Here is a 15,853-nt window from a genome sequence, read left to right on the forward strand (position 1 = left end):
GCCCGAATTGTAACCCAAGGACCGTCACCAGCCCCCAAGCAGAAAACCCATCTAGGTCCCCAGAACCAAACCGTCAAGCCCAAACCCGACAATTTCTTCCAGAACCCCGAAGAGCCGGTCCAGCCAGTCAACCCGGCCTTCCCTCCCGAGCCAGCGTCTCGCCGTCTCGGTGAAGCGGTGTTTAGAGCGAGGTTTCATACCTCGCAAGCGGTTTTTTTCAGAAAAACGTCATGCTCGTTGCAACCAACTGTTTTCAGGCCGTTTTTCTGTCACCCCACCGCGCCACCCTGCCCCACCGCACCCGCAGCGCCAGCAGAATCACCAGCCCTGCCCCCATCGTCAGCCCCCACGCCGGCCACAGTTTATGGGCCATCAGCCAATGCAGAATCGCCAGCCCGGCGGCCGGATAGATCAGCCTGTGCAGGGTTTTCCACCGACGCCCGAGCGCCCGGATCGCGCGATTCGAGGATGTCGCGGCCAGAATCGCCAGAATCACCCAAGCCGCCATGCCGATCGTCAGATACGGGCGCTTCACCACGTCGCGCAGCGCCTCGGACCACATCAGTCCCATGTCGAGCACCACCCACGCGGCCAGGTGCAGCGCCGCATAGAGGAAGGTCAGCAACCCCAGCGCGCGCCGGAACCTCACGAGGTTGATCCGTCCGAAGCGCAGGATCGGCGTCACCGACAGCGTGGCGAGCAGCAGATAGACGGCGGTCCGCCCGAGCCGGTGTTCGATCGCCGCGACCGGGTCTGGGCCGAGCCCGCCCTGCGCCAGATCCCAGCCCAGCACCGCCAGCGGCACCAGACCCAGCGCCCAGACCACCCAGACCGGGACGCGCCGCATCAGTAGTCGCGCGCCAGGTCCATGCCGGCGTAGAGCGGCGCCACCTCGTCATAACCGTTGAAGAGCCGCGTCTCGTCGCGCCCGGCCAGCAGCCCGGCGCCGATCCGCCGCTCGGTGCGCTGGCTCCACCGGGGGTGGTCCACCTTGGGGTTCACGTTGGCGTAGAACCCGTATTCGTCGGGCTGCAGGGCGTTCCAGGTGGTCTCGGGCTGGCGGTCGGTCAGGGTGATGCGGACGATGCTCTTGATCGACTTGAAGCCGTATTTCCACGGCACCACCAGCCGGATCGGGCCGCCGCTCTGCGCCGGCAGCGGCTTGCGGTAGAGCCCGGTAGCGAGGAACGTGAGCGGGTGGCGCGCCTCGTCCAGCCGCAGCGCCTCACGATACGGCCAGTCGAGCGTCTTGCGGCGCTGCCCCGGCAGTTCGTCGGGGCGATAGACGGTCTCGAAGGCGACGAAGCGGGCCTCGGACTTGACGCCGGCGCGGTCGAGCACGCCGGCGAGCGGCACCCCCTCCCACGGGACGACCATCGACCAGGCCTCGACACAGCGGAAGCGGTAGATCCGCTCTTCGCGCGCAGCCACCGGGGCGATCTCGTCCAGCGTCAGCGTGCCGGGGCGCTCGACCAGCCCGCCGATCTCGACTGACCACGGGCTCATCGTCAGCCGGTGCGCGTTCTCGGCGGGGGCCGATTTCCCCATCCCGAGCTCGACGTAGTTGTTGTACCCGGTGATGTCCTCATACGCGGTCGGCGCGTCGCCTCGGGCGAACGCCGGGGTCGCGGCAACCGCCGCCATTCCGGCGAGAAGCCCGCGCCGGTTCAGGACCAGCGCCTCGGGCGTGACATCGGACCAGCTCAGCTTCATCGGCCTACTCCCGCTGTTGCCGGGGCATCCTAGCCGAGCCGCGGCGGCGCCGTCTTCACGAACGCGAAACCGCCGCGCCCTCGGCGAGGGCGCGGCGGCGGGTATCAAGCGGTGGCCAACTCAGGCCGCCCAGCGCAGGATCGCGGCGAGGTCCTTGGCGCCCTCGGGCAGATCGCCCGCGCGGACCGCCATCACCCGGCCGCCGTTGCGCAGCACCCGCAGCGCGATCTCGTCAATCACGCCGTAGTTGCGGGCGTCGTCCACCTCGTCGAGGAACAGCACCCCGTCGTCGTCGATCGTGCCGGGCACCGTCACGTCGATGTCCACCAGCAGCGTGTCGACCGCCCCGTGGCTCGCCGCGCGGGCCACGTGCGACAGGTCGCTCGACGCACGCCCCTCGCCGAACCGTTCACCATAGAGGTCGCGCAGCTCGGCCACCTTGGCGTCCTGCAGCTTGGCGAGGATCGGGCGCGCCTCTTCGGCGAGCTGGTTGTCGGACTTCTCTTCCGGACTGCCGGAGATCGCGTCGGGGGCGATGTGGGGATAGTCGCTCGCCTGGGCGAAGAGCTCGCGCAGCGGGTCGGCGGCGGCGATGATCAGCGGCCGCGAGCTGGACTTGATGACATCCATCAGCGCCTTGTCCACGATCCGCACATACTGCCGCAGGCGGACGTTCTTGCCCTCGTCGCCGGTGATCCGCCGCGACGGCGCGCGGTCGTTCAGCGTCGTCGTCTGCAGCGCGTCGTAGGCGTCCTTGGGCAGGTTCGGCACCCGCACCTCATGTGCCTCGCCCGAGGCCGGCACCTCGATCAGCTTCACCCCGCCCTCGGCCAGCGACAGCACATAGGCGTCGTTCGAGAAGGTCGTCGCCCGCAGCAGCGGCTTCATGTGGAAGCGGTCCGAGACATGGACCTGGTCGGGGATCTTGTTGGCGAGCCGGAAGGTCCGCAGCTTGTCGGGCGTCACGAAGATCGCGAGGCTGTGGGCCTGGTGCGCCCAGAACTCCTCGTCGTCGTCGAAGTCGGCCAGCTGCTCTTCGATCGGCCAGCGGCGGCGCTTGTCGAGCCCCATCTCCTCGAGCTGGTTGATCGCCTCGCGCGCAAGGTTCTTGAGGCTGATCCGCGCCGTGTCCACCTGCTGGGTCGTGGGGGTGGTGGCCAGGTAGATCGTCACCGCTGCATCGCTGCGGGTGTCGGCCAGCCGGTTCAACTGCTCTTGCGAGGGAATATCGAGGTGGAGCATCGGGCGTCCTTTCGCGTCTTTTCCGTTATCCCCCTCGATATGGGGATCAGACGCCCTGTTTTTAACCGCCAACCCAAGGAAATATCTGTATTTTCCGATGGAACCTGACGCGGCGTCCGGACATTGAGCGACCCGCGGGACGAAAAAGCCCCGGCGCGAACGCCGGGGCTTTGAGTTCAAGCGGTCACGACGCGACCGCCGTCCCAAGCTTACTGCAGCGGCGCGCCCGCGGGCCGCTCGCCGGCGCTGCCCAGCTTGCCGCCGCTGACCCGGTTGCCCACGATCAGCCCGTCCGGTCCGGCCGACACCTTGACCGTCTGCCCGTCCAGCACCTCGCCGCCGAGCATCATCTCGGCCAGCGGGTTCTGCAGCGACCGCTGGATCACCCGCTTGAGGGGCCGTGCCCCGAACACCGGGTCATAGCCCTCGTCGGCCAGCCAGCTCATCGCCGCCTCGTCCACGTCCAGCGTGATCTTGCGGTCCGCCAGCCGCCGCTCGAGCCCGGCGAGCTGGATCTTCACGATCCCGTCCATGTTCGCCCGGCTCAGCCGGTGGAAGATGATGATCTCGTCCAGCCGGTTCAGGAACTCGGGGCGGAAGTGCGCCCGCACCGCCGCCATCACCTGCTCGCGCGCGTCCGAACTGTCGGCGCCCTCGGGCAGCTGGCTCAGCGCCTGCGCCCCGAGGTTCGAGGTCAGGATGATCAGCGTGTTCTTGAAGTCGACCTTGCGCCCCTGACCGTCGGTCAGCTGCCCGTCGTCGAGCACCTGCAACAGCACGTTGAACACGTCGGGGTGCGCCTTCTCGACCTCGTCGAACAGGATCACCTGATAGGGCCGGCGGCGGACCGCCTCGGTCAGCACGCCCCCCTCGTCATAGCCGACATAGCCGGGCGGCGCCCCGATCAGGCGGCTGACCGAGTGCTTCTCCATGAACTCGCTCATGTCGACGCGCACCATCGCGCTGTCGTCGTCGAACATGTATTCGGCGATCGCCTTGGTCAGCTCGGTCTTGCCGACACCCGTCGGGCCGAGGAACAGGAAGCTGCCCAGCGGCCGCTTGGGGTCGTTCAGCCCCGCCCGCGCCCGCCGCACGGCCTGCGACACCGCCATCACCGCGTCGTTCTGACCGATGACGCGCTGGCCCAGCACCTCCTCCATCTTGAGAAGCTTGTCGCGCTCACCTTCCATCAGCTTGCTGGTCGGGATGCCGGTCCAGCGCTCGACCACCTCGGCGATCTGCTCGGGGCGCACGGCCTCTTCGACCATCGGCCCTTCGGTCGGGTTCTCGGCCTCGCCCAGCTGCCGCTCGAGCGAGGGGATGATGCCGTAGCTCAGCTCACCCGCGCGGGCGAGGTTGCCCTCGCGCTTGGCCTGCTCAAGCTCGGCGCGCGCCCGGTCCAGCTGCTCCTTGATCTGCCGCCCGCCTTCCAGCTTGTCGCGCTCGGCCTGCCAGCGCGCCGTCATCTCGGCCGACCGCTCCTGCAGGTTCGACAGATCCTTCTCGAGCCGCTCGAGCCGGTCGCGGCTCGCCTGGTCGTCCTCTTTCTTCAGCGCCTCGGCCTCGATCTGCATCTGCAGGATCTGCCGGTCGAGCGCGTCGAGCTCCTCGGGCTTGCTGTCCACCTCCATCCGCAGGCGCGAGGCCGCCTCGTCCACAAGGTCGATGGCCTTGTCCGGCAGGAAGCGGTCGGTGATGTAGCGATGCGACAGCACCGCCGCCGACACGAGCGCCGCGTCGCTGATCCGCACCCCGTGGTGCAGCTCGTACTTCTCCTTGATGCCGCGGAGGATCGAGATCGTGTCCTCGACCGTCGGCTCCTCGACCATCACCGGCTGGAAGCGCCGGGCCAGCGCCGCGTCCTTCTCGATGTACTTGCGGTATTCGTCCAGCGTCGTGGCGCCCACGCAATGCAACTCACCCCGCGCCAGCGCCGGCTTGATCAGGTTCGCGGCGTCCATCGCGCCATCGGTCTTGCCCGCGCCGACGAGGACGTGCAGCTCGTCGATGAACAGGATGATCTCGCCGGCCGCGGCTTCGATCTCCTTGAGGATCGCCTTCAGCCGCTCCTCGAACTCGCCGCGGTATTTCGCCCCGGCGATCAGCGCGCCCATGTCCAGCGCCATCAGCTTCTTGTTGCGCAGGGATTCCGGCACGTCCCCGTTCACGATCCGCAGCGCGAGGCCCTCGGCGATCGCGGTCTTGCCCACGCCGGGCTCCCCGATCAGCACCGGGTTGTTCTTGGTCCGACGGCTCAGCACCTGCATGGCGCGGCGGATTTCCTCGTCGCGGCCGATGATCGGGTCGATCTTGCCCTGCTCGGCGGCCTCGGTCAGGTCGCGGGCATATTTCCCCAGCGCCTCGAAGGTGTCCTCGGCGCTGGCGCTGTCGGCCGTCCGGCCCTTGCGGATGTCGTTGATCGCACTGTTGAGCGCCTGCGCGGTCACCTTGCCCGCGTCCAGCGCGTCCTTGGCCCGCGTGTTCACCATGGCCAGCGCCATCAGGATACGCTCGACCGGCACGAAGCTGTCACCCGACTTCTTGGCCAGCTTCTCGGCCTCGTCCAGCACCCGCACGAGGCTCGGGTCCACATAGACCTGCCCGTCCCCGCCCGAGACCTTGGGCAGCTTCGCCACCGCTGCATCGACCGCGCGCTGCACCGCCTTGGCGTCGGCGCCGGCGCGGGTGATCAGGTTCGCGGCCAGCCCCTGGTCGTCGTCCATCAGCGCCTTGAGCAGGTGCTCGGGCACCACGCGCTGGTTCGTCTCGCGGATCGCGATGGTCTGCGCCGCCTGGATGAAGCCGCGCGACCGCTCGGTGAATTTTTCCATGTCCATCAAGTCTCTCCTCGTTCAGCCCCCGCCGGTGCGCCGCCCGTCATGGCGCGGCGCGTGGCAGGTCTTTCCCGCGATGTGGGAAGAATGACCCGCACCTTCAACCCTCATAAGCTGCGTCGAAGAAGCGCAGTTCCAGCGCCGTCGCGCGGCGGAAGAAATCCTCGGCCACCTGCGGCTCGGCCGGGCCGACCCGGTCCAGCTCGGCGGCGAGGAAGCCCACGAAGTCGCGGAAGTCCGGGTTGTCGTGCAGCGTGATCCATTCGGCATGGACGAAGCTCTCGGGCAGCGGCTGCGGCGCCCGGCTGGCCCAGTCGAGATAGAGGCCCTCGGCCACGTTCAGCACCGAAAGGCAGGCGGCGTATGACCCGCTTTTCGCCGCCTCGCGCATGATCGCCTGAAACCCCTGCGTGGGCGCGAGGTCCGGCGTCGCGGCCCGCGCGTCCGCGCTGACCCCCAGCGCGTCGAAGGCGCGCAGGAAATAGTCGTTCTCGTCGGTCGAGACCATGCCGACGAACCGCCCGAGCCGCAGCCGCGCGGCCGCCGTGTCGGCGGTCGCCATCGCCCCGCCGAGCAGCGACAGGAACGCATCGAGAAAGCGGTAGTCCTGCACCAGATAGCGCGCCATCACCTCGGGCGGCACGGCACCGCGGTAAAGCTCGGTGACGAAGCGGTGGGTGACGGCGGCGGTCCAGTCCGGCTCGGCCGCCTGCCGCAGCCGCTCGGTGAATGATGTCATCTGCGCTCTCCCTGTGGCGAGGCGCGAGGGTCGCCCGGACGGGGCCGGGGCGCAACCACGCGGGCGAACCCATGCGGGGCGGTGGACTTTCCGCCCCCCGCCCCGCTATGCCGACCCCGACCGCGGCATCGCAGAGGGGACCGGGACATGGACGACCGACTGATCGTGGCGCTGGACGTGCCGGACGCGCTGAGCGGGCTGGAACTCGCCCGCCAACTGGGCGACGCGGTCTCGTTCTACAAGATCGGGCTGGGGATGCTGACCGGGGGCGGGCTGGCGCTCGCGCGCGAGCTCAAGGACGACCACGGCAAGCGCATCTTCCTCGACATGAAGCTCTTCGACATCGGCGCCACGGTTGAGGCGGCGGTCCGTGGCCTCACCCGCTTCGACATCGACTTCCTGACCGTCCACGGTGACCCCCATGTGGTCCGCGCGGCGAAACAGGGCGCGGCGGGGACCGGGACCAAGATCCTCGCCGTGACGATCCTCACCTCGCTCGACCGCGCCGACCTCGACGCCGCGCTGATCGCGCCGGGCGACCTGCACGACCTGACCGTTGAGCGCGCGGCCCGCGCCTTCGAGGCCGGCGCCGACGGGATCATCTGTTCCCCGCGCGAGGCCGCGGCCATCCGCGCCCTGCCCGGCGCCGGGCTGATCGTCACCCCCGGCGTCCGCCCCGCCGGCGCCGCCGCCGGCGACCAGAAGCGGATCGAGACGCCCGCCGCCGCCATCGCCGCCGGCGCCGACCACATCGTCGTGGGCCGCCCCATTTGGCAGTCCGCGAACCCCCGCGCTGCGGCGCAGGCGATCCTGGCCGAGCTGCCGGCCGCCGGCTGAGGGGCGTTGACGGCCCCCGGCGCACCGCCCACTCTCCGCCCTCCCGGCGGTCGCGCCGGGTGCGAGAGGCGCCGCCATGACCGACCCTGCCCCCGCACCGTCCGAAACCCGCGCCGCCGCGATCAGCGGCGCGCTGCAACGGGCCGACAACGACCTCGTGCTGTCGTTCCTCAGGGTCCGCCGCGCCATCGGCCTGCTCGGGTTCTTCCTTCCCGCGGCCCTCGTCGCCTATGCCGCGACGCTGGGCGGCACCCTGCTGCCGACGATGTCGGACTATTACTACACCCCCATGCGCGAGATCTTCGTCGGCACCCTGTCCGCCAACGCGGTCTTCCTGTGGAGCTACGAGGGCTACCGCCCCCGCCCCGGCGAGGTGCTGAGCGACCGCATGGCCGCCCGCACCGCCTCGCTCGGCGCGCTGGCCGTGGCGCTGGCCCCGACGCTGCCCGAGGCGCCCGCGATCTGCACCCTCAGCCAGTGCCTGCTCGGCGACCGCGCCGCGGCGCTGATTCACCTGGCCGGGGCCACGGCCTTCTTCGGCGCGCTCGCGGCCTTTTGCCTGGTCCTGTTCGTGCGCGGGACCGAGGACGGGCGCGAGAAGCGTGGCTCAAATCTCATCTACCGGGTCTGCGGCTGGACGATCGTCGCCTGCCTCGCCGCCATCGCGGCGATCTTCGTCGTCCCCGGGGCGGCGGCCCGCCTCGCCCCGCTGCGCCCGGTGTTCTGGCTGGAAACCGTGGCCACCTTCGCCTTCGCCGTCTCGTGGCTGGTCAAGGGCGACGCGCTGCGCCCGGTGGTCCGCGCCGCGGGCTAGAGGCCCAGCATCTCGGCCACGATGCCGCGGAAATGCGGCACAGCCTGCGGGTGGGCCACGAACTCGGCCACCGGCATCAGCCGCAGCTCGGCCCCCTCATCGCCCAGCCGGGCGGCGGCGGCCTCGGCCGCGGTGATCTCGGCGTGGAAATAGAACCCCCAGCGCCCCGGCTTGTGCGGCAAGGGCCGCGCCCCGCCGGTCAGCCGCGCCGGGTCCAGCACCAGCCCCGTCTCTTCCGCCAGCTCGCGCAGGCCGCAGGCCCGAGGCCCCTCGCCCGGCTCGCGCGCGCCGCCCGGCAGGTCCCACATTCCCGGCCAGTTGATCGTCGGGATGTCGTCGCGCCTGAGCACCAGCAGCCGGTCGCCGCAGGTCAGCACCAGCTTGGCCCCCCGCCAGGTGAGGCCGCCGTCGTCGTCCGCCCCTGCCTCCGGCGCGCTCATTCGTTGTCGTTGATGTCGCGGTGCCAGATGCGGGTGCGCGAGCGGTCCACCCCCGCCATCCGGCTGAAGCCGAACCACGCCACCCCCGACAGCACCGCCGTGACCACCAGCGCGGCGGGCAGACCCCAGCCCCAGAGGCCCGCGAGCAGCACCACCCCCATCACCCCGACCGCGGCGGCGAGGCCGAGGAAGACATAGCCCGGCAGGATCATCTCGATCAGCGCCAGCAGCAGCGCCGCGATGATCCACAGCCAGCCGTTCGTCCACACGATCATGACGACCGCCCCTTCAACAGCTGCGCGGCGTCGCGGAACGCGTCGAGCGCCGCGGCCGGCAGGATCACCGTCTGCTTGCCCTGCCCGGTCGCCACCTCGGTCAGCGCCTCGACCTGCTTCATCGCCACCTGATACTGCGCCGCCTCGATCCCGCCCGCGGCGAGCGCGTCGGCCAGCGCCCGGGTGGCATAGGCCTCGGCATCCGCCAGCACGCGGCGCGCCTTGGCCTGCTGCTCGGCGGCGTAAAGCTCGCCGTCGGCGGCCAGTTCCACCGCCCGGCGCTTGCCCTCGGCCTCCGTCACCTGCGCGCGGCGCGCGCGCTCGGCATTGAGCTGCTGCAGCATCGCCGCCCGCGTCGCATCGTCGAGGTTCACGTCGAGGATCTCGGCCCGCGTCACCTCGATCCCCCAGTCGTCCACCACGTTGGCGACCGATTCGCGCACCCGGTCGATCAGCTGCGCGCGGTTCGACTGGACCTGGTCCAGCTCCATCATGCCGATCTCGGACCGCACGATCCCGGCCACCGTGGTGGCGATGGCCGCATCCACGTCGCGGATGCGGTAGACGGTCTTCTCCGGCTCGAGGATGCGATAGAAGACCGAGGTCTCCACCTGCACCAGCACGTTGTCGGCGGTGATCGCGTCCTGCCGGCTGGTCGGCAACTGCCGCTCGAGGACCGAGATCCGGTGCGCCACCCGGTCGAGGAACGGCACGGTGAAGTTGATCCCCGGCCCCAGCACCGCGCGCAGCCGGCCGAAGCGCTCGACCACGAATTTCTCGGACTGCGGGACGATGCGGACCGATCCGGTGATCGCATAGAGGATCACCACCGCCAGGATGATGAGCGCCACGTTCTGGGACAGGAACTGGGTCAGGGCGTCGGGCACGGGCGTTCTCCTTCAGGCGATCATTCGGCGGCGATGCGGCCGGGTGCGGCGGGCTCGATCCCGGCCAGCTCGGCCACGACCCGGGCGAAGCGGTCGGCAAACCCCGCATAGCCCGCGTGCGGCCGCACCATCGCCTCGTCGAGGTAGAGGCCGCGGTCGATCTCGATCTGCACGACATGGCGGTTCTGCCCGGGCCGCCCATAGGCCGCCGCGACAAAGGCGCCGGCGAAGGGCGAGTTCCGGCGCACCCGGAACCCCGCCCCGGTCAGCGCCCCGTGGACCCGCGCGCTCACCCCCGGATCGGCCGAGGCGCCGTTGCGGTCGCCCAGCACGATGTCGGGCCGGGGGGCGTTCAGATGGGACAGCGCCTCGCGCGGCATCGAGTGGACGTCGATCAGCACCGCCCGCCCGAACGTGGCCACCGCCTCGTCCATCACCGCGGCGAGCGCGGCGTGATAGGGGCGCCAGTAGGCCTCGATCCGGCGCCGCGCCTCGGCCTCGGACAGCTTGCCGTGCCGGATCGGCCGGCCCCGCGCCACCACCCGCGGGACCACGCCCAGCCCCGACAGGATGCGCGCGTCGAGCCGCCGGGGCGGCAGCCCGTCGATCGCCGCCGGGTCCAGATCGTCGGGGCCGCGGTTCAGGTCCACCACCACCCGCGGCACCCGCGCCGCGAGCGTCACCGCCCCCGCCGCCACCGCCGGGGCGATCAGCCGGTCCACATAGGCATCCTCGGACGAGCGCAGCGCCAGCGGGTCGAGCACCGATTCCGCCAGAAACCACGGCGGATAGTCGCGCCCCGAATGCGGCGAGGCGAGGACCACGCCCGCGCGCCAGCGCGCGGGCCGGGTCAGTTCGACCCCGCCCGAATGCCCTGCCGCCGCGTCCTCGGCCATGCCGGTTCCTTCCCTGCCGCGCCCGGGATGAAAGGGCCCGCGCGCCGCCACTATGCCCGCCGGGGCGGGGCGCGAAAAGGGCACTTGCGGCCCCGATGGGCTGGCGATATAGACACCCGACCAACGCGATTCCGCGGGCCCTGGCCCGTGGCGTCACACGGCACGGGCGGTTAGCTCAGCGGTAGAGCACTACGTTGACATCGTAGTGGCCACTGGTTCGATCCCAGTACCGCCCACCATTTTCGCCGCCCCCGGGCATTGACCGGGGGCATTTCAGTTTCCGGGCGCAACTCGCGCGCGCCATGAGGAGAGAGACCGATGAAGGTTCGCAACTCGCTGCGTTCGCTGAAAGAGCGTCACCGCGACTGCCAGATCGTGCGCCGTAAAGGCCGCATCTATGTGATCAACAAGACCAACCGCCGCTTCAAGGCGCGCCAGGGCTGACGCCCCGCGCCGGATCGGCAAGGACAGGACGCCCGCGGATCGCTCCGCGGGCGTCTTTCGTTGGGCGAACCGTTTAGTCCTGCCGGATCAGCGTGTCGGCGAGCAGACGGACGGCGGTCGACTGGTTCAGATAGCCGGTCGCCCGCAGGTTCCGCGACGCCTGATAGCGCCGGATCGCGGCCCGGGTCTTGCCGTCGAACACCCCGTCCACCTTGCCCACGTCGTGCCCCATCGCCGCCAGCCGCTGCTCGACCACCAGCCGCACGGGCGGCGCGAGGTCGAGGGCAGCCTCGCCCGCGGCATCCTGCGCCTCCTGCGCGCGGAACCGGGCGAGGCGCTTTTCCGCCTCGGCGGTGTGGCGGCCGCGGGGATAGCGGTCGATGTAGCCGCGATAGGCCGCCGCCGTGTCACCGCGCGTCGCCTGCGCCCAGGCGCGGTCGTCGGCCTCGCGCGCCGGGCCCTCGCTGCCCGTCGCGGCCGCCCCGGCGCGGGCCGCATCGGCTAGCACCTTGCGCGCCGCGTCGGCGTGCAGCCCCTCGGGATAGCGGGCAAGGTAATCCGACGCCCCCGCCGCGCCCTCGCCCTTCATCCGGGCCCAGTCGCGGTTGTCGGCGGCGTCCCGCGCCTCTTGCCGCTGGCGCGCCTCGGCCTCGAGCCCGCGCGAGCGGATCGCCGCGCTGCGCCCCAGCAGGTCAATCTGCGCGCGGGTCAGATAGCCGGTCGCCGCCACCCCCGAATCGCGCTGGAAGCGGGTGATGGCCGCGCGGGTCTGGCCGCCGAAGGCCCCGTCGATCCCGCCCGTGTCATAGGTAAGCAGCGTCAGCTGCCGCTGGATCTGCGCCCGCTGGGCCTGGTCCAGCCGCAGCGCCGCCTCGTCCGCGGCCGGGCCGCTGGGGGCCGGGGCGACGGCGGCGGCGTCCAGCGCCTCCATCCGGCCGCGGGCGGCGCCGGCATAGATGCTTCGCGGGTATTTCCCCAGGAATTCGCGGTAGGCGGCGACCGAGTTGGCGCGCTTGGCCCGGGTCCAGGCCGCCTGCTCGTCGGCGCCCGGCGCGGCGATCTGGTCGGGGGGCACGACGACCGGCTGGCCGCCACCGGGAACCACGACCGGCTGCCCCGGGCGCGGCGGCGTCACCACGACGGGTTGGCCGCCACTGGGAGGCACCACGACCGGCCGCTGCCCGCCCGGCGGGGGCACGACCACGGGCGCCGCGCCGCCCGCCAGCACCCGCAGCGACGGCCCCGCGGTCAGCGCCTCGGCCACCGTCCCGTCGGGGCGGGCGAGCACCTCGGCCGCGCGCCCGATCCCGTCGGTGTAGCCCGCGATCACCGTCACCCCGGGCCGGGCGGCGATGTGGCCCCAGCCGGGCCGCAGCCCGGGTCCGGTGGCGAACGGCTTCTGGTCGGTGCCGAGCATCAGGATCGCCTGCGGGTCGCCGCCCTCGATCGCCTCGGTCACGACCGACAGCGGTACGCCGGTCAGACCGACGCTCAGTAGCGAGACGGTCCCGGCGTCGCGGCCCAGAAACCAGGTCTCGCCGCGCGAATGGACGAAGCGGCCCTTGAGCACGACCAGCCGCGGCCCCGGCCGGTCGTCGGGGCGCAGCAGGTCCGACAGCGCCGCCCGCAGGTCGGCGGCGACCAGGTCGTCGCCCTCGACCACCCGGTAGCCGCTGGCCTTGAGCGTCCGCAGCGCCGGCCCCAGCGAGACCGCCGCCACGTCCGGCAGCTCGGCATAGTCGCTGTTGCCGACCACCACCGCGCGCGGCTCGGCCGCGGCCATCCCGACCCCCAGCGCCAAGGCCGCGGCCGAGGCCCCGATCGTCGCCCCAAGCATCAGGGCCGCCCGGGCCCGGGTCGAAATCTTCGCTGTCATCGTCGCCTCCCGCAGCGCCGGCATGGTCGCCGTCCCTGCCCCAATGCCGGCCGCCGCGGATCGGTTTCCGCGGCGGCCGGGCCGGATCAGTTGCGGCGCTGCCCGCGCAGGCGGGCCAACTGGTCGGCGTTCAGATAGCCGGTCGCGGTCAGCCCGTTGTCGCCCTGCCAGCTGCGGATCGCGGCGCGGGTGCCGGATCCGAAGTTGCCGTCGATCCCGCGCGGGTCATAGCCCAGCGCGGCGAGCCGGGTCTGCACCTCGGTCCGCTCGATCGCGCCGAGGTTCAGCGCCGCCTCGGACGCCGCCGTGGCGCCCGTGCTGCCGCCGGTGCCCGGTGCGGGCACCACGACCGGGGCGGTCCCGCTCAGCGCATCGGCTTGCGCGCGGGTCAGATAGCCGGTCGCCGCGTCGCCGCGCGCCACCTGCCACGCCCGGATCGCCCGCCGCGTGCCCGAGCCGAACTGCCCGTCCACGCCCCGCGTGTCGTGCCCCGCGGCGACGAGGCCGCGCTGCACCGCGATCCGCTGCTCGCGGGTCAGGTTCAGGCCCAGCTCGACCCGGGCCGCGGCATCGGCATCGACGCTGCCCCCGCCGACGACCGGGGTGTTGCCCGCGTTGAGGATCGCGTCGGCGTCAGCGCGGGTCAGATAGCCGGTCGGGGCCACCCCGGCGCTGCGCTGCCAGGCGGTGATCGCCCGGCGCGTGCCGGACCCGAACTTGCCGTCCACCCCGCGGGTGTCGTGGCCCATCTGGGTCAGCCGCGACTGGATGATCCGCCGCTGCGTGGCGGTCAGGTCCAGCGCCGCCTCGGTCGCCGCCGCGGTGGCGGTGCCCGCAGGCTCGGCCCCGCCGGGACGGCCGCTGATCCGCAGCTCCTCGACCTGGGCGGCGTTGAGATAGCCGGTCGCCGGATAGCCGCGGCTCTGCTGCCAGGCAGTGATCGCGCGGCGGGTGCCCGAGCCGAAGACCCCGTCCACGCCGCGGGTGTCATGGCCGAGCCGCGTCAGCCCGGCCTGCACCGCCTGCCGCGTCTCGCGGCTGAGGCCAAGCGCCGCCTCGGTCCCGGCGGCGTTGGCGTTCGGCGCCGTGACCGCACCGGTCGCCGCGGCGACCTCGGCCCTTGCCGCGTCGGCGGCCGAGGTGCCCGCGGGCAGTTCGGGCGCCGGGGTCGTCACCGGGACCGTGGTGGTCGTGGCGGTGCCCGCGGGTGCCGGCGCCTGCACGGGCGTGCCGGCCTGCAGCCGGCCGAGCGCGGCCCGCGCCTCGGCCGCGTGCATCCCGGTCGGGTTCCGGCTCAGGTAGTTGCGATAGGCGGCTTCGGTCCCGGTCTGGACCGTCAGCTCCCACATCAGCTGGTCCTGCGCGGCCTGGGCGATGGTGCCCGCGACGCCGCCTGGCTGCGTCCCCTGGCCGCCCACCACCACCGGTGCCTGCTGCGCCATCGCGGCGCCCGCCACCAGCGCCGACCCCAGCACGGCGGCCAGCGCCGCCGAAAACCCGTTCCTGACCATTGCTCGTTCCCCTTGTCCGGGCCCGTTCGCGGGCCACGCTCTGAAAGCCTGTCGTGCGCCCGGGCGCCGCGGCCTTCGGGGAACGCGGGTTCAGCCGTAGCTGCGGCGGTCGTCGATCACCTTGCCGTCGTTCGGCAGCGATCCCGGCGCAACCAGCTCAACCCGGCCCTTGAGCTTCAGCGTCTCGAGCACGGATGCCTCGTATAACGCCCGGTCCTGCCCAAGTGTCTCAAGTTGCACGACCATCACGTCCATTTCATCCTGCCGGTCGGCGATGACACGGGCGCGTGACACCTCGGGGTGGCGGGCGACGAGGCCCGCGACCTGCTCGGGGCGCACGAACATCCCCTTGATCTTGGCGGTCTGGTCGGCGCGGCCCATCCAGCCCTTGATCCGCATGTTGGTCCGCCCGCACGGGCTTTCGCCCGGCAGCACGGCGCTGAGGTCACCGGTGGCGAAGCGGATCAACGGATAGTCGCGGTTGAGCGTGGTGACGACGACCTCGCCCACCTCGCCCTCGGGGACCGGGTCGCCGGTGCCGGGGCGCACGATCTCGACGATCACGCCCTCGTCGACGATCATCCCCTCCATCGCCGGCGATTCATAGGCGATCAGCCCCAGGTCGGCGGTGGCATAGCACTGCAGCGTGGCGATGCCGCGCTCGGCATAGGCGGCGCGCAGCGACGGGAACAGCGCCCCGCCCGAGACGAGCGCCCGGGTCAGGCTCAGCGTCTCGCCCATCTCGTCGGCCTTCTCGAGGATCACCTTGAGGTAATCGGGCGTCCCCGCATAGGCGGTGGTGCCGATGTCGGCGCTCGCGCGGACCTGCAACTCGGTCTGCCCCGTCCCCGCCGGCAGCACCGCAGCGCCGACGGCGCGGCAGGCGCTCTCGAACATCATCCCCGCCGGGGTCAGGTGATAGCCGAAGCAGTTCTGCACGATGTCGGTCGAACCGAGCCCCGCGGCATAGGCGAAGCGCCCCAGCCGCCACCAGTCGGCGTCGATCTGGCCCGGCTCGTAGATCGGGCCGGGCGACTGGAAGACGTGGTTGAACTCGTGCGGGTGGCGCGTCGTGAAGCCCCCGAACGGCGGCTTCTTCTTCTGCGCCTCAGAGAGTTCCGCCTTGCGGATCACCGGCAGCCGGGCGAGGTCCGCGCGGCTCTGCACCGCCTCGGGCTCGACGTCGCGCAACAGCCGGGCGAGCGCCGGGGCGTTCTTGGCGTTGGCGATGGCGCGGCCCAGCGCCTCGGCCAGATCGGCCGCGCGGGCGTCGGCGCTTCGGGTTTCCAGCTCGTCGTAATAGGTCATGCGAAATCCCTCCGCGGGGCAGGCGTCAATGTCGTCA

15 protein-coding genes and 1 tRNA gene are annotated in these 15,853 nt (G+C 71.7%); 4 read left to right on the forward strand and 12 right to left on the reverse strand.

The features are described from left to right. Positions 1–253: 253 nt before the first annotated feature. From msrQ to ACFHYO_RS07505, 5 genes are all read right to left on the reverse strand, one after another. Complete coding sequence (gene msrQ / locus ACFHYO_RS07485; protein ID WP_394319472.1) at positions 254–847, reverse strand: protein-methionine-sulfoxide reductase heme-binding subunit MsrQ; 594 nt, start codon at positions 845–847, stop codon at positions 254–256. After that, positions 847–1,713 carry a protein-methionine-sulfoxide reductase catalytic subunit MsrP gene (gene msrP, locus ACFHYO_RS07490; protein WP_394319474.1) on the reverse strand — a complete coding sequence of 289 codons (867 nt, stop codon included), beginning with the start codon at positions 1,711–1,713 and terminating at the stop codon, positions 847–849. The genes msrQ and msrP overlap by 1 nt, the downstream gene beginning before the upstream one ends. A gap of 120 nt (positions 1,714–1,833) precedes the next feature. Continuing rightward, on the reverse strand, positions 1,834–2,955 hold the full coding sequence (locus tag ACFHYO_RS07495) for a baeRF11 domain-containing protein (protein ID WP_394319476.1): 1,122 nt from the start codon (positions 2,953–2,955) through the stop codon (positions 1,834–1,836). 209 nt (positions 2,956–3,164) lie between these two features. Beyond that, positions 3,165–5,792, reverse strand: coding sequence for an ATP-dependent chaperone ClpB (gene clpB / locus ACFHYO_RS07500; RefSeq protein ID WP_394319477.1), 2,628 nt, complete (start codon positions 5,790–5,792; stop codon positions 3,165–3,167). Positions 5,793–5,889: 97 nt separating this feature from the next. After that, entirely contained in the window at positions 5,890–6,528 is a 639-nt protein-coding gene (locus ACFHYO_RS07505; protein WP_394319479.1) for a TenA family protein, read from the reverse strand. A gap of 147 nt (positions 6,529–6,675) precedes the next feature. Here ACFHYO_RS07505 and pyrF point away from each other — a divergent pair, with 147 nt between their 5' ends. Both pyrF and ACFHYO_RS07515 read left to right on the forward strand, forming a co-directional pair. Further along, complete coding sequence (gene pyrF, locus ACFHYO_RS07510) at positions 6,676–7,365, forward strand: orotidine-5'-phosphate decarboxylase (protein ID WP_394319481.1); 690 nt, start codon at positions 6,676–6,678, stop codon at positions 7,363–7,365. 76 nt (positions 7,366–7,441) lie between these two features. Continuing rightward, on the forward strand, positions 7,442–8,179 hold the full coding sequence (locus tag ACFHYO_RS07515; RefSeq protein WP_394319483.1) for a DUF998 domain-containing protein: 738 nt from the start codon (positions 7,442–7,444) through the stop codon (positions 8,177–8,179). On the opposite strand, the gene ACFHYO_RS07520 is transcribed toward ACFHYO_RS07515, so the two are convergent. Genes ACFHYO_RS07520 through ACFHYO_RS07535 form a run of 4 tightly spaced genes read right to left on the reverse strand, consistent with a single transcriptional unit; the run spans position 8,176 to position 10,677 of the window. Further along, positions 8,176–8,619, reverse strand: coding sequence for an NUDIX domain-containing protein (locus ACFHYO_RS07520; protein WP_052174901.1), 444 nt, complete (start codon positions 8,617–8,619; stop codon positions 8,176–8,178). The two genes, ACFHYO_RS07515 and ACFHYO_RS07520, sit on opposite strands and share 4 nt — an antisense overlap. Continuing rightward, positions 8,616–8,894, reverse strand: coding sequence for a pectate lyase (locus tag ACFHYO_RS07525; protein WP_231572751.1), 279 nt, complete (start codon positions 8,892–8,894; stop codon positions 8,616–8,618). Before ACFHYO_RS07525 ends, ACFHYO_RS07520 begins: the two co-directional genes overlap by 4 nt. After that, complete coding sequence (locus ACFHYO_RS07530; protein WP_394319501.1) at positions 8,891–9,757, reverse strand: SPFH domain-containing protein; 867 nt, start codon at positions 9,755–9,757, stop codon at positions 8,891–8,893. Before ACFHYO_RS07530 ends, ACFHYO_RS07525 begins: the two co-directional genes overlap by 4 nt. A gap of 44 nt (positions 9,758–9,801) precedes the next feature. Continuing rightward, positions 9,802–10,677: an N-formylglutamate amidohydrolase gene (locus tag ACFHYO_RS07535; protein ID WP_394319485.1), complete on the reverse strand. Its 876-nt coding sequence runs from the start codon at positions 10,675–10,677 to the stop codon at positions 9,802–9,804. 164 nt (positions 10,678–10,841) lie between these two features. Here ACFHYO_RS07535 and ACFHYO_RS07540 point away from each other — a divergent pair. Both ACFHYO_RS07540 and ykgO read left to right on the forward strand, forming a co-directional pair. After that, positions 10,842–10,916: transfer RNA gene (locus ACFHYO_RS07540), tRNA-Val, on the forward strand. Between the two features lie 79 nt (positions 10,917–10,995). Beyond that, entirely contained in the window at positions 10,996–11,121 is a 126-nt protein-coding gene (gene ykgO / locus ACFHYO_RS07545) for a type B 50S ribosomal protein L36 (RefSeq protein WP_036700801.1), read from the forward strand. 73 nt (positions 11,122–11,194) lie between these two features. Here ykgO and ACFHYO_RS07550 read toward each other — a convergent pair whose 3' ends face one another. The 3 genes from ACFHYO_RS07550 to ACFHYO_RS07560 form a co-directional block, all read right to left on the reverse strand. Beyond that, positions 11,195–12,997, reverse strand: coding sequence for a peptidoglycan-binding domain-containing protein (locus tag ACFHYO_RS07550; protein WP_394319488.1), 1,803 nt, complete (start codon positions 12,995–12,997; stop codon positions 11,195–11,197). 86 nt (positions 12,998–13,083) lie between these two features. Next, complete coding sequence (locus ACFHYO_RS07555; protein ID WP_394319490.1) at positions 13,084–14,508, reverse strand: peptidoglycan-binding domain-containing protein; 1,425 nt, start codon at positions 14,506–14,508, stop codon at positions 13,084–13,086. A 90-nt stretch (positions 14,509–14,598) separates the two neighbouring features. Continuing rightward, entirely contained in the window at positions 14,599–15,816 is a 1,218-nt protein-coding gene (locus ACFHYO_RS07560) for a phenylacetate--CoA ligase family protein (protein ID WP_394319492.1), read from the reverse strand. Positions 15,817–15,853: the final 37 nt, after the last annotated feature.

Origin of the sequence: Paracoccus panacisoli, from assembly GCF_042435015.1 — a bacterium.
Classification (GTDB): Bacteria; Pseudomonadota; Alphaproteobacteria; order Rhodobacterales; family Rhodobacteraceae; genus Paracoccus; species Paracoccus panacisoli.